Below are 15,675 nucleotides of genomic sequence, written 5' to 3' on the forward strand. Positions count from 1 at the left end.
GAAGGACAGCATTGCCATTGTTTAATGGTATGACCTTCAGACAAGATGGAAGTTCCGTCAGGATAGTTACCCGTATCCATCACAAATGGGATGGTCTTTTGGGATATTGAGGTTGTCAGCTCTCCAATGCGTCAGAAAGCGAATTCAAATTCACGCTGTTCAAAAACTCTTCGGCGATGATTGTCAGCTCACCGGATTTCAGCACCAGAGCATCGCTGGCGTTTTGCGCCTGTCGTAAGTAAGCATCTGCAACAGATTCCTGGAACTCGTCAGAGCTTCTAATCCAGGTCATCATGGCATACAGCTCTTCTGGTGAGGATGGATCGTGAGCGCCATAGTGGCAGCAATTTCCATCATTAGGCCCTTTGACAGCATTATGCCCCATAGCAGCATCGGCCCAACAATACTTTAAGTAACCGCCTTTCGAGTTTGCCAATCCATACAGGTAGAAACTGAAGGCTTGCTGAATTGACTTAGTGCATTTGTTTACTAAATCACTCTGCGGTTTTTGCGCCACAATCGACGACTCATAGAGCTTCAGAGCAGGGTTATACCTGTTTTCAATCTCAAGCCTTTTTTTCTCATAGTCATTTTTTTCACTTTGATATCGCTTATCAAAAAAGCCGGAGTGCCTGCATTCTCTATAACTATGTTCTTTCTTCAGTGCTTCCATATCATCGTCAAATTGTTTTTTGATCTGATTGTATTGATTGATTTCTTCAAGAAGCGGCTTCAGGTTGTCCGGGTCGCTGGCAATCATTCGTTGCAACAGAGCTTCAACCTTTTTATACATCGTTGTGTCGTTCCAGTATGGTTGCCCCAGGATAATCACCGGACGTTGGTTCGCCCTGACCGAGCTTAACTGCTCAAACGCGGGATCATTTACCAGCAATCGTTCTATATTCGGAATACCCTCAGGTTGGTGTGTCCAGGATTTTTGCAAGGACGAGCTGGCAATTTTACCTTGAAGGAATGGCGAAACCGCATCATGACTGCGAGAGACGAGTGAGGCATACTTTTTATTCTTTTGGAAGATGCTATAAAAGAATTGCCACTGGTGGTTATTTTTTTCCCTTGAGAATAATTCCGTATACCATTGTTTCAGACAATGACTGGCATCAGCCTTCAGTTCATCGACGCTTTCCAGACGGACCAATAGCTTATGATGTTCAATTTTCTCCTGCCCCTGGAATATTTCTACCGGCACCAGATCCAGCCAACCCGATTTAAGGGCTTCACCGGCAAATTGAATAACTGAACGTTTGCTTAAGTCACTGCCGTTCAGTATTTTCACTATTGATCTCAACCAATACCCAGGGCGTGCTTCGCCCGGAACAATCATTTTCACATACAGTGATTTGAGTGGATCAGAGACCTGATCTTCATCACTGTCAGACAATATTTGTATTACGGCTTCCGTCATTGGATTATATCTTCGATCATTTTCGCCATATACAACACCAATGAATTCCCGCTCTGGATCGTACAATGCTTTTGTCTCTGGCGAATTTAAGATTGAGACGCCCATGGAAAAGCTGGCCAAATCTTTTTTCTTCCAAAGTTTCAGTATCATCTCGGAAGGTGTCAGATGGGTTTCTAACCGTGCAGTGTTTGTCTCATGGGCTTTTTTTAGCGCCCTCTGGCTAATCCTCAAAACTTCAGCCAGAGCTTGTTGTTGTGCTGAATCAGCATCTCTCAGGAGATTGTCAATGTTAATCTTGTTTGGCCTGCTGCTGGGACTACCAGCCTTGCTGCTGTGCTGGAAGTCAGGTGCGATTTCTGCAGACTTGCGAGGCGCTGCGTCCAAATTCACTGACCCCAGGGTTTGGCTTCCATCTGCGGAAAACCCGCCAAAGCTGTGGATACCGCTACTGATTTCCCAACCGGGAATTCCGAAATTAGGCCTGCTGCCGGAACTACCGGCCTTGCTGCTGTGCTGGAAGTCAGGTGCGATTACTGTAGACTCACCAGACGCTCCGCCCAAATTCACTGACTCCCAGGTTTGGCCTCCGTCCACGGAATACTCAGCAAAGACGTGCTTGAGGCTCTGAATTTGCCGACTGGGAATCCCGAAATAGCGACAAAAAGCAACAAATACAGGCGCACGATGACGACAGCTACCTTGCCGATTTGTTACCAGGAATCGAAAGAAATTTTCACTCTCTTCTGGTTTAGCTGCACCGGAGAACTGTTCGCAGTATTCCGTGATTGCGTTAATTCGTTGCCTGATGTTTTTAGCGTCTATTATTTTCCGCAACGGTCCCTGTATTTTGGCCGGTTGTCTGCTGATGTTTGCAAACAGTTCCTTAAGTACGGACTTAATGCCTTCTGAACACTGGACGTCAAAAAAGGCTTCTTTAGCAGCCGTTTTTCCGCCCGGCTTTCGGGGTTCTATGACATAAGTACACTGAAAACTCTGGTAGGCTTTGGCCAGAGGAATAAACAGTGTATGAAGCCCGGTATATTGGTCCCGGGTCAGTTTAAATGGCACATTGGGTTCTAAACGCAAGGCCACGATAGTGTCACTGGCCGTCAGGCTGGGTAAGGGACACTGACCATTCTTTGGTGATACCTCAAGGGTCCCCAGCGTCTGATCTCTGGTTAATATCACTTCCTGGTCTTTCCCTGGCAACCGTTTAGGAGTGAGGGTTTCGACCCCCAGAAAGTGTTTGCCATCAAGATCGATCTGTTTGATTTCACCCCCGGCGGTGACACGAATATCTTTTGCCTGCCAGCGATACATCTTAGGGTGATGCTGCGTATTAAAAACCTTGTGAAACTTAGCCACTGAATTATCCCGATCCTCATAGTTCGTTCCTCGATCCAATGCCGGAGCTTTTTCTTCCTCGACTTCTGGAATGTATGGTTCAGGAGCCTCATCACCGCTAATAGCTGATGTTTTGTTAATCAAATCGTTTACCAAACGGTTCGGCAGAGCACTGATCTGATGCCAAAATGCGGGCCAGCATTGAACGTCACGGGCGTTCCAAGCCTGTATCTGCTTATCAGCCTTCTTAAGATAAGGCTTGCAGGTCCGCATTTTCAGTGTTTGTGCCTGTTCTTTGGTCAGGGGAAATACACTATTAGCATCCACTTCGGTCAGGCTAAATTCACCAGCGAACCAGCGCTGCTGCCAGTGTCTGTAAAGTGCCTGTGTGAAAATATCGTCCGACTTATCCGGATTCAGGGAAAGACCGGATGCCTGCCATTTTTTCTGAGCCGCCATCCTGATAAGTTCCGTTTTGGTTTCCTCTTCAGTCGGACGAGTCTTGATGCGAATTTCATGGTTTTTTTCATCAACACTGTTGAGATGACTGCTTCGAATCAACCACGGACGATCAATGTCCGATACCGTCTGATTGAACCATTGGCAAAGTCCGGAATTAAATTCACTTTTCCTCATGGCAACGGCAGATGACACGGGCAATTCCTCCAGCGATAGTTTGGCGGCCATCAGGTAAAGCCGGTAATGCTGATTGAGGCATTGATGAACGGCTTTTTCGCTAAAATCGCCACCTCTGGTGATAGCCCTGGCAACATTCTGTAAATCAAGGCTGGTCGGTTGCAATGGCAGTTTTTTGCCTTGCAGGTGAGCCCTTAAACGACAATGTTTTTCTGTTAGCATCTTGGCGGCGAATGTCCCTTGTAAGGACTCTGGCAACACTTTTTCGGCAATGGTCTGTAATTCGGTCGCGTTGTACTGACGGATGGGCAAATGTCGAAAACGCCCTTTCAGTGCCGGTGATAAGGGTTTTCGTCCGCTGAACTCAGGCGGGTTGATGGTGGCAAACAGGTGAAAACCCGGATGGGCGTCACCGGCCAGAATATCGTTCAATTCACCTTCCAGGTGCTGGCTGTCGATCAGATTCATTTCCGAAATCACCACGATGCCCCCTTTAATTTTGGCCTTCTGGATCTTTTCACACACTTTGTCCCAGGAACAATCACAGGCATTCAGGTAATGGACTTTCGGCATGGATTCTTGCCGTTGTTCAGCCTGCTGTCTGACACTTTCAATCACCAGGTTCAGCGTGGCATCCTTGCCCCGTCCGGCTGGACCTTCAATCAGTGTCGCCTGACGACCGCCGTGTTTTATCTTGCGATGATAAGCCTGCTGACAGCGGCTTAAATCCTGCCCAAGCCGTTGCGCCAGTTCACGGACTGCCGATCCGGAGGTATCAAAGTCTGGTCGGATTTTTTCGCTGACTGTACTGAAGGTCTGCTGCATTTCCTGCAGGGTCTTGTTATGAACTCTGTCGCTCAGGGTGTTCTCCGGTTCGTAGCGGGCAGCAAACCAGATTTCCAGTGCTGACAGGGCGTCCTGATGTGTTTCGGTGATTTCAGGGCCCAGTACATCCCGAAAACTAAGTTGTATCAAACTGTTTATTTGCTCACAGGTCACACTGCCGCAAGCGGGCTGGGCACGATCCAGATACCAGCCCACCCAACTGCAGATGTCCGTTAAATCCCTGGGGGTAAACTCATGCTCTGGCAGCAGCTCCTGATAATGTTGCCAGAGTGTCATCACACTTTTGGAGGCACTGTGTGCAATGTCGTTTATTTGCTGCTCCGTCAGATGCTCTTGTAAATGCCTGACCAGAGCCGGTTCTACCACCCTGTCCCGAAGGAATGCCTGGTCCAGGCGAGGGTAGTAAGCCCTGGGCAGTTTCTCTTTCAGGGCCGGGTCCATTTGGCGCCCGGCATAATGATCGGGGTTGCCGGTGAGAATCACCCGGTGTTTCAGGCTGACCTTGACAGGATGACCATTCACATAGATGCAGGGTTGTGGTTCCCATAAGCCGTTCAATGACGCCAGTAATCCGGCTTGGGCCAGGTTGGCTTCATCCAGAACCAGGGTAATGTACTCTCCGTCTTTGTCGGATTCGGTTTTGGCCCATTTCATCAACGCCCGGTTTTGCGGTGTCATAGAACGGTCGCCGTCGGCGTGTTGTTGCCATTGCCAGCGTTTCATCAGGGTCTGTTCACTGTCTGAAGGTCCAAGGGAAATGACTGAAGCTTGTCCTGAAGCCCTGGCCATTTTGGCAGAAAAGTAACTTTTCCCGGTGCCGGTTTCTCCCTGCAGGAACAGAACGGGAGAGTCCGTTAGCCGGTCATAGAGTCGGGACAATCGACGGCTTTCGCGATCCTTTTGACTTATCTCGCCGTGATAAAGATCCCGGGCCAGTGCTGACAAAGGCATATTAGCGGAACCCGGCCATGCCATTGATTCAGCCAGTCGATGTTGAATGCGTTCAATGCGTTCTGCCTCAGAATTCGCTGTTCTGGCAATATGAAAACAATCGCTGGCCAGAGATTGAATGGCATCGGATCGGGTCTGCCCCAGCGGCAAAGATAACTGCCAGTCAGAAGCCAGTGCATCCTGCAAACGTTTAATCTGTCTTGATGGCCTGATGGCTAACGGTGGATATTGTTTCGCTGCCTCCGGATCGACTTTCAACTGACACGCCATGGCCTGTCGATGTTCTTCAGGCCCATGGGCCACGATCAGGGCACAGAGCCTGTCCAGAACTTCTTCCAGATCCCATTTCAGAGATGAACTTTGATAAGACAGTTGTGATTGTTTAAAGACGTTCGGGTCAAAGGCTCTGATCAGGGGCCACAGGTTCTCTTTCACAAACTCTCTGTCTAGCCGCGGGGCACTGTTGATGACCTTATGTAACTGATCCGGATCTACCCAGGCATTGTGATCCTTATCCGTCGTCTTATCCGGTAACAAGTGCCAACAAGCCACTTTCATAAAATCACGCACGGACGGATGCTGTCGGGTGCCATGGGTGATAACGCTGTTGATGGCCTTGCGCCAGTGGCGGGGCAGGAACTCTGGGGACTGGTCAGCTTGTTGTGCCCGCCGGGCAGCCAGTATCAGGTTATTCAATAACCCTTCGGTTATTTCAGGCAAAGGGTTACACAGGTGGTCGGGTACGGTTTTAAAGGCTTCGTAAAGTTCATTAAGTGCTTGTTCAGGCAGTTCAGTCCGGGGGATCTCATACCTGGAGGCATTGATATCCCAGAGATCGACCTCGGGACAGGGTTTACCCGTGGCAAGCATCGAGTTCAACACAGAAGAGGGGCTTTTTGTGGACTCAGGCCAGAGCAGTGTGACACGAGCTTGTGGGTAAGCCTGTAATTGACCATTCACCAACACAGGCTGTCCTGCAACCAGAGGTTCCAGCAGTTGCTGAAGCGCTGGATTACGCTCAAGCCCCAGAAATACCACTGGCTTGCCAGCGGTCAACGCCTCCTGTAACTTACTCTGGCGTCGTCCAAAATACGCCTTTTGTTCCGAGGTGATATGGATATTATCAAATAGCTGGCTGAAGCTGGTCTGATCATTGACCTGAATGACCAGAGGTGTTTGCGGCTGTTGATTGATCCAGTGTCTGACCTGGGCATGTTGCTGATAAGTGACGGTGTCAATGGCAGCCTGATCGCTGACTTTTTTCGGTAACCCGGGCAAAGGGTGCCCATCGTGTTCTGTCAATCCCAGGGCTTTTGGTTGTCCTTTTGCATGAGCCACCTGAAGTCGGGGCTTCAGGCCAGTGGTTTCGCGAATAGTCTGCAGCGAGCCCAGCAAACGAAACCAGTTTTCCTCATTGAGGGGAGACGTAACGGTGACGGCGCCTCCCGCCTGAACCTGTGCCAACAGACAGTGGTTGGGGACTGCATAGCCTTCCGGGGCAATGGCAATCGGGCTCAGCCATTCCCTGATAGTACTCTCGTTAATGATGATGGGATTTTGGGGTGGTTGCTCTTGATCAAGTCCTTCGTCGTCTTGTTTGTCACCTTGTTTTTCTAAAGAGCAGGACAGGTTTTGAAACAGTGAACGAAGCTCGTCATTCCCTACCGGCATCTGATAAAACTGAACATTGTCGGGTAACCGACAGACCTTGCCATTGCTCTCAAAGCATTGCTGCGCCAGCATTTGTCGAATCGTCTGTTCAAAGGCCAGATCCTGCCAGTTGGCCCCTTTCAGAATCACCCGTTGTCCGGCCTTCAATAACTCAAGCCTGCCAGGGAGGTGCTGGATTCGGCCCTGTTTATCTACACCAGGGCCACCCAGCAGCAACTGTCGCCAGTGACTGTGCAAGTGACAGTCAATAACAACGGTATTGTCATCATCCATGGCGCTTTCAGTGGAGAGTTCCGCCAATACCGGAGGCACCTGGTTGATGTCCATTGCCGGAGCATTGCCGCTCTGTGCGTCGAACTGCCAGGTATTGCCCGGTCGATTAATTCGCCGCCAGAAATCAGCACCGGGTGCGTCGGCCCCCGGTGCGTCTTCACGCTGGCCAACCGATGCCAGCTGGTCAGGGTCTGCCAGCACCAGCAGAGCAACGTGTTCGCCCAGAGAGCGTTTCTGCTGGCTGACTTTGTCGTACAGAGAGGGGTTATTCGGGTCCAGCAGATCGTTAAATTTTGGCAGATCCTCGCTGGAGAGTTTTCGGATATCCAGCACCAGAGTCATGGGCTGTGAACCTTCAAACAGCTTGCCCGAACCCAGGGTGTGGCGACCGTCGTCGGAAATGCTCAAGCGGGTCACCAGGTTAGCCTGTGACAGGTCATCGGGGTGGGAAATAAGGGTGACATCCCGATGTTCATCGCAAGTCTGGGCAACCAGAAGCTTTCGAAGCTCATCATCACTGGTGACAAAACGAAAATCGAAGGCATGAGGGGCCTTATGGAGTAAGGAATCCATTGAGGCCAGGGTTCTGGTTTTGTCAGGAAAGTTTACCGAAGGTGATGATTCATTGACTGTGGAAGCGATACCAGAGCATGCCTTTGTAATCTTTGATGGTAAACCCTGCTTTGCTCTACTGACTGGCATTGCGCTATCAGGCACGTCACTGACAGGCACGTCACTAAGTGAAACGGGGTTGTTTTTTTCCACACCCATACGACTATCCATAGCTAATCTCCCTACTGCCATCTGAAGGATTAAATTGAAACTGTTTAATTATTTGACCGTCAGATAGTACGAAAGTTCATTTTTTACAGTTAGCCGTAACGATTGGCATCATTGGTCGCTAAAAACTCATCATGACCAAAGGGCTATCAGCTCTTCAATGCGTCATAAATCGAGTTCAAATTGACGCTGTTCAAAAACTCTTCGGCGATGATTGTCAGCTCGACGGATTTCAGCACCAGAGCATCGCTGGCATTGTACGCACGCCGTAAGTGGGCATCTTCAACAGATCCCTGGAACTCGTAAGAGCTACGAATCCAGGACATCATGGCATACAGCTCTCCTGGTGAGGATGGATCGTGAGCGCCATGGTGGTTGCTGCTTTTATAAGGCCCGATGACAGCGTCAGCCCAACAATACTTTAAGTAACCGCCTTTCGAGTTTGCCAGTCCATACAGGTAATAACTGAAGGCCTGCTGAATGGCCTGAGTGCATTTGTTTTTTAAATCACTTTCCAGGCTTCGCTCCTCATCTGACGGCTCCAGGTCGTCCGGGCTGTTGGCAATAATTCGCTGCAACAGGGCTTCGACCTTTTTATCCAACACTGTGTCGTCCCAGGAAGGTTGCCCGAGGATAATCACCGGACGGTGGTTCGCCTTGAACGAGCTTAACTGCTCAAACGCGGGATCATGTACCAACATTCGTTCTATATTCGGAATGCCCTCAGGTTGGTCTGTCCAGGATTTTTGCAAAGACAAGCTGGCAATTTTACTTTGCAGGAATGGCGAAACCCCGTCATGACTATGAGTGACCAGCAAGGCATACTTTTTCTTTGTTTGGAAGTAGCTATATTGGAACTCCCAGATATGGCTATTTTTTTCCCTGGAGAATGATCCCTTATACCACTGTTTCAGACAACGGCTGGCATCAGCCTTCAGTTCATCGACGCTTTCCAGACGCAGCAATAGCTGATGATGTTCAACTGTCTTCTTACTTTGGTATTCTTCTAATGGCAATAGATTCAGCCAACCCGATTTCAGGGCTTCACTGGCAAATTGAATAACCGAACGTTTAGTCAAGTCACTGCCGTTGAGTATTTTCACTATTGAATTCAACCAGGCGAGCGGGTCTGCTCCGCCATGAACAATCATTTTTAAATAGAGTGATTTAAGTTGATCAGAAACCTGATCCTCATCACTGTTGGACAATATTTGCATGACGGCTTCAGACATCGGATTAATTTTTCGGACACTTATATCACCGATCAATGCCTGTTCGGCATAGTCCGATTCTTCTGTCTCCAGCGACTCCAGGATTGAGACGCCCATGGAAAAGCCGACCAAATCTTTTTTCCCCCAAAGTCTCACTACCATGTTGAAAAGTGTCAAATCGGCTTCTGACAATGCAGTGTTTGTCTCAAGGGCTTTTTTCAGCTCCTCCAGGCTTATTCCCAGGGCTTTAGCCATAGCCTCCTGTTGTGCTAAATCGGCTCCTTCCAGGAGATCCCTGATCTTCTTTGACTTGCTGCCGGAACCGCTGATCCGCCTGGTGAGCTGGAAGTCAGACCGGATTTCTGTTGCCTCAACAGGCGCTCCGCCCAAATCCACTGACTCCCAGGTTTGACCTCTATCCATGGAACACTCTGCAAAGATGTGGGTATTGTTAGCAATTAGCCGACATGGAATCTCAAAATAACGGCAAAGAGCAACAAAAACAGGAGCACGATGACGACAGCTCCCCTGCCGTTGTGTTACCAGGAATTGAAACAAATTTTTATTACGCTCGGGCATATCACTACCGGAAAACCCCTGGCAATAGTCCTTGATTGCCTTAATGCGCTGCCTGGTGTTTTTAGCGTCTTTTATTATCTGCAAAGGCTCTTGTACTTCGGTTGGTTGCAGGTCAATTCCCGTAAATACTTTTTCCAGTACTGCCTCTATACCTTCTGAACAGCGGGCGTCAAACCGTGTTGATTGTGCGGGTCGGACTTTTTCAGCAAGTGTTTTTTTAGCCGCTTCTCCGTGTTCTACGACATAAGCAAATTGAATAGTCTGGTTAGCTTTGGCCTCTGCAACATAGAGTGTATGAAGCCCGCTATAGCGGTCCCTGATCAGGGTAAATGGCAATTCTGGTTTTATGCGCAGGGCCACGATTCGGTCGTCAGGCTTCAGGCCGGGCAACGCATATCGACAAGTGTCCGATGGCTGTTCAAAGGTCGCCAGCGTCTGATCGCTGGCTAATGTCACTTCCTGGTCAGGTTCTGGTAACCGACCCGGTATAAGGACTTCGGCTCCCTGCATGTGTCGATCATTAATCTCGATCCATTTGATATCGCCCTCAGCAGATACAAAAATATCTCTTGCCCACCACCGATACAGGCCGGAAAAAAAGTCCTTAATGTCAAAAATTATATAATCCTTGATTTTTTGCTGACTCTCGTTCCCGTAGTCCGTCATGCGGTCCAATAATGGAGCCTCTTTCTCGAGGTCTTCCGGATTGTATTTTTCAGGGGCCTTATCACTGTCAATAGTCAATGCTTCGTAAACAGACTGTGGCTCAGGGTTGCTGCTTTGATCCAATGCCGACGCCGGTTTCTCCCGGACTTTTGGCATGTCTTGTGGTGTTTCGTTAACAAAATCATCTACCAGATGTTTCGGGAGATCACTGATCTGATGCCAGAACAGAGGCCAGCATTGTGCACCATCGAGGCTCCATGCACTGATTCGCCGATCAGCCTCACGAAAATAAGGCTGGTTAGCTGATAAGCTCAGCGTCAGTGTCTGTTCTTTTGTCAGGGAAAATACGCTATCAGCGTGCACGCCGGTCTGGCCAAACTTATGGCTAAACCAGCTTTGCTGCCAGTGTCGGTAAAGTGTCTGGGTGAGTAAGTCGTCCGAGTCATAGGGCTTCATTGGAAGGCCTGATGACCGCCACTTTGCCTGAGCCAGGCTCTTGATGATTTCCGTTCTGGCTTCCTTTTCATCCAGCTGAGTGTTAACACAGATTTCATGTTTTTTTTCATCAACACTGCTGAGATGACTGCTTCGTATCAACCATGGACGATCAATGTCCGGTACCGTTTCATTGAACCATTGGCAAAGTCCAGAATTAAATTCACATTTCCCCATGGCAAGAGCCGAAGACCCAGGCAGTTCCTCCAGCGACAGGTTGGCGGCCATCAGGTAAAGCCGGTAGTGTTGAGCGAGGCATTGATGAAGTGCTTTATCATTAAAGTTGCTTGCTCTGAAGACAGCCCTGGTGACATTCTGAAGATCAAGGCTGGTGGGCTGCAACGGCAGGTTTTTGCGTTGCAGGTAAGCCCTTAAAAGACAATGTTTTTCTGTTAGCTTTTTAGCGACTAATGTCCATTCCGGGGATTCTGGCAACACTTTTTCGGCAATGGTCTGTAACTCTGCCGGGTTGTACTGCCGGATGGGCAAATGTCGAAAACGCCCTTTCAGCGCCGGTGATAAGGGTTTTCGCCCGCTGTACTCAGGCGGGTTGATGGTGGCAAACAGGTGGAAGCCCGGGTGGGCGTCACCGGCCAGAATATCGTTTAACTCACCTTCCAGGTGCTGGCTGTCGATCAGGTTCATTTCCGAAATCACCAGGATGCCGCCTTCTACTTTTGCTTTCTGGATCGCTTCACACACTCTGTCCCAGGAACAATCACAGGCATTCAGGAGATAGACTTCCGGCATGGACTCTCCCCGTCGCTTAACCTCCTGCCTGACACTTTCAATCACCAGATTCAGCGTGACATCCTTACCCCGTCCGGCCGGGCCTGCAATCAGTGTTGCCTGACGGCCGTCGTGTTTTCTGCCGAGGTGATAAGCCTGCTGACAGCGGCTTAAATCCTGTCCAAGCCGTTGCACCAGTTCACAGACTGCCGATCCGGAGGTATCGAAGTCTGGTCGGATTTTTTCGGTGATTGTTCTGAAGGTCTGCTGTATATCCTGCAGGGTGTAGTTATAAACTTTGTTGCTCAGGGTATTGTTCGGGCTGTAACGGGCAGCAAACCAGATTTCCAGTGCTGACAGAGCATCCTGATGAGTTTCGGTGATTTCAGGTCCCAGCACATCGCGAAAACTTTGCCCGATCAGACCGTGCATTTGCTCAGGAGTAACACTGCCAACTGCGGGCCGCGCACGATCCAGATACCAACCCACCCAACTGCAGATATCGGTTAAATCCCTGGGGGTAAACTCATGGTCTGGCAACAGCTCCTGATAATATTGCCACAGCACCATCACACTCTCGGTGGCACTCTGCGCAATCGTGTTTATTTGAGAATCTGGCAGATGCCTTTGTAACTGATTGACCAGAGCCGGTTCCACTACTCTGTCCCGAAGGAAAGCCTGGTTCAGACGGGGGTAATAAGCTCTGGGGAGTTTCTCTTTCAGGGCCGGGTCCATTTGGCGCCCGGCGTAATGATCCGGGTTGCCGGTGAGAATCACCCGGTGTTTTGCGCTGACTTTGACAGGATGACCATTCACATAGATGCAGGGTTCCGGTTCCCACAGGCCGTTCAATGACGCCAGTAATCCGGCTTTGGCCAAATTAGCCTCATCCAGCAACAGGGTGATGTATTCTCCATCTTTGTCGGATTTGGTATTGGCCCATGCCATCAGCGCCCGGTTTTGCTGTGCCATAGAGCGGTCGCCATCGGCATGCTCTTGCCATTGCCAGCGTTTCATCAGGGTCTGTTCGCTGTCGGAAGGTCCAAGGGAAAGCACTGCCGCCTGTCCTGAAGCCTTCGCCATTCTGGCGGAAAAGTAACTTTTCCCGGTGCCGGTTTCCCCCTGCAGGAATATAACGGGAGAGTCCGTAAGCCGGTCATGGAGTCGGGATAATCGACGGTTTTCACGATCTCTCTGGCTTATCTCACCGTGATAAAGGTCCCGGGCCAGTGCTGACAAAGGATTATCAGCGGAACCTGTCCATTGCAGTGATTCAGGCAGACGATTTTTTATCTCTTCAATACCTGCTGCCTCAGAATTCGCGGTTCTGGCAATATGAAAACAATCGCTGGCCAGAGCCTGAATTGCATCGGATCGGATCTGACCAGACGCAAGGTTTAACTGCCATCCGGAAGCCAGCGCATCTTGCAAACGTTTAATCTGTCCTGATGGCCTGATAGTTAGCGTTTGCCGGGTCTCTGCTGCCGGATCGACCTGCAACTGGCAGGCCATTGCTCCTCGTTGTGCTTCAGACGTATGGGCCAGAATCAGGGCACAGAGCCGGTCCAGAACTTCTTCTACATCCCATTCCGGACATGAACTTTGATAGTAGAGTTTTGCTTGCTTAAAGACTTTCGGGTCAGAGGCTCTGGCCAGTGGCCACAGGTTCTGCTTCACAAACTCTCTGTTTAACTGGGGGGCACTATTGATGATTTTATTTAACTGGTCCGGATCTACCGAGGCCGTTTGATCCTCATCCGGCTTCCCATGAGCATCTGGCATCTTATCCGGTAACAAGTGCCAACAAACCACTTTCATAAAATCACGGACGGACGGATTCTGCCGGGTGCCATGGGTGATGACACTATTGATGGCCTTGCGCCAGTGGCGGGGCAGGAACTCTGGGGACTGGTCAACCTGCTGTGCCCGCCGGGCCGCCAGTGTCAGGTTATTCAATAACCCTTCGGTTATTTCAGGCAAAGGGTTACACAGGTGGGCAGGTACGGTTTTAAAGGCTTCGTAAAGTTTATTAAGTGCTTCTTCTGGCAGTACAGTCCGGGGAATATCATATCTGGAGGCATTGATATCCCAGAGATCGACCTCGGGACAGGGTTTACCCGTGGCAAGCATCAAGCTCAATACTGAAGAGGGGCTTTTTGCTGACTCAGGCCAGAGCAGTGTGACACGAGCTTGTGGGTAGTTCTGTAATTGACCATTCACTAACAGAGGCTGTCCCACAACCAGAGGTTCCAGCAGTTGCTGAAGCGATGGATTACGCTCGAGTCCCAGAAATACCACTGGCTTGCCAGCGGTCAATGCCTCCTGCAACTTACTCTGGCGTCGTCCAAAATACGCCTTTTGTTCCGAGGTGATATGGATATTATCAAATAGCTGGCTGAAGCCGGTCTGTTCATTGACCTGAATGACCAGAGGTGTTTGCGGCTGCTGATTGATCCAGTGACTGGCCTGGGCATTTTGCTGATAAGTGACGGTATCAATGGCAGCCTGAGCGCTGACTTTTTTCGGTAACTGAAAGCGCCCGGGCAAAGGGTGCTCAACGTTTTCTGTCAATCCCAGGGCTTCCGGCTGCCGTCTTGAATGAGCCACCTGAAGCCGGGGCTGCAGGCCAGTGGTTTCCCGAATAGTCTGCAGCGAGCCCAGCAAACGAAACCAGTTTTCCTCGTTCAGGGGAGACGTAACGGTGACGGCACCGCCCGCCCGAACCTGTTCCAACAGACAGCTGTTAGGGACTGCATAGCCTTCCGGGGTGATGGCAATCGGGCTCAGCCATTCCCTGATAGTACTCTCGTTAATGATGATCGGATTTTGTGGTGGTTGCTCTTGATCAAGTCCTTTGTCGTCTTGTTTGTCACCTTGTTTTTCCAAAGAGCAGGACAGGCTTTGGAACAGTGAACAAAGCTCGTCATTCCCTACCGGCATCTGATAAAACTGAACATTGTCGGGTAACTGACAGACCTTGCCATTGCTCTCAAAACACTGCTGCGCCAGTATTTGCCGAATCGTCTGTTCAAACGCCAGATCCTGCCAGTTGGCCCCTTTCACAATCACCCGTTGTCCGGCCCTCAATAACTCAAGCCTGCCGGGGAGGTGCTGGATTCGTCCCTGTTTATCTACGCCGGGGCCACCCAGCAGCAACGGTCGCCAGTGACTGTGCAAGTGACAGTCAATAACAACGGTATTGTCATCATCCATGGCGCTTTCAGCGGAGAGTTCCGCCAATACCGGAGGCACCTCGTCGGCGTCCATTGCCGTAGCATTGCCGCTCTGTGCGTCGAACTGCCAGGTATTGCCCGGTCGATTAATTCGCCGCCAGAAATCAGCACCAGGTACGTCTTCACGCTGGCCAACCGATGCCAGCTGTTCAGGGTCTGCCACCACCAGAAGAGCAACATGTTCGCCCAGAGAGCGTTTCTGCTGGCTGACTTTGTCGTACAGACAGGGGTTATCCGGGTCCAGCAGATCGTTGAATTTCGGCAGATCCTCGCTGGTGAGCTTTCGGATATCCAGCACCAGGGTCAAGGGCTGCGAACCTTCAAACAGCTTGCCCGAACCCAGCGTGTGGCGACCGTCGCCGGAGATGCTCAAGCGGGTCACCAGGTTAGCCTGTGACAGGTCATCGGGGTGGGAAATAAGGGTGACATCCCGATGTTCAACGCAGGTCCGGGCAACCAGAAGCTGTCGAATCTCATCATCACTGGCGACAAAACGAAAATCGAAGGAGCGAGGAGCCTTTTGGAGCGGGGAATCCGTTGAGGATACGGTTCTCACCTGATGAGGCGACAAAATCAGTGGTGACGGTACCTTGAGCTTGGCAGTGACATCAGAGCAGACTCCTGCAATCTTCGATCTTGGTGCATCCCGCTTTGCTTTCTTGGCCGGTACGCTAGAGTCAAGAAAGGTTTTTTTTATGTCAGTACCATCAATCCGACCGTCCATAGTCAATATCTCTCCTGCCATCTGTATGACTGTATTGAAATGGTTTAATCATTTGACCTTCAGACAGGAAGAAAGTTCGATTTCAATGGTTACCCGTAACCATTTAAGGGAATT

2 protein-coding genes are annotated in these 15,675 nt (G+C 50.1%); both read right to left on the bottom strand.

What is annotated here, in order from left to right:
- Positions 1-115: 115 nt before the first annotated feature.
- Entirely contained in the window at positions 116-7,927 is a 7,812-nt protein-coding gene (locus P6910_RS04080) for an AAA family ATPase (protein WP_317145011.1), read from the bottom strand.
- Positions 7,928-8,073: 146 nt separating this feature from the next.
- Positions 8,074-15,561, bottom strand: coding sequence for an AAA family ATPase (locus P6910_RS04085; protein WP_317145012.1), 7,488 nt, complete (start codon positions 15,559-15,561; stop codon positions 8,074-8,076).
- Positions 15,562-15,675: the final 114 nt, after the last annotated feature.

Origin of the sequence: Endozoicomonas sp. 8E (genome assembly GCF_032883915.1) — a bacterium.
Classification (GTDB): Bacteria; Pseudomonadota; Gammaproteobacteria; order Pseudomonadales; family Endozoicomonadaceae; genus Endozoicomonas_A.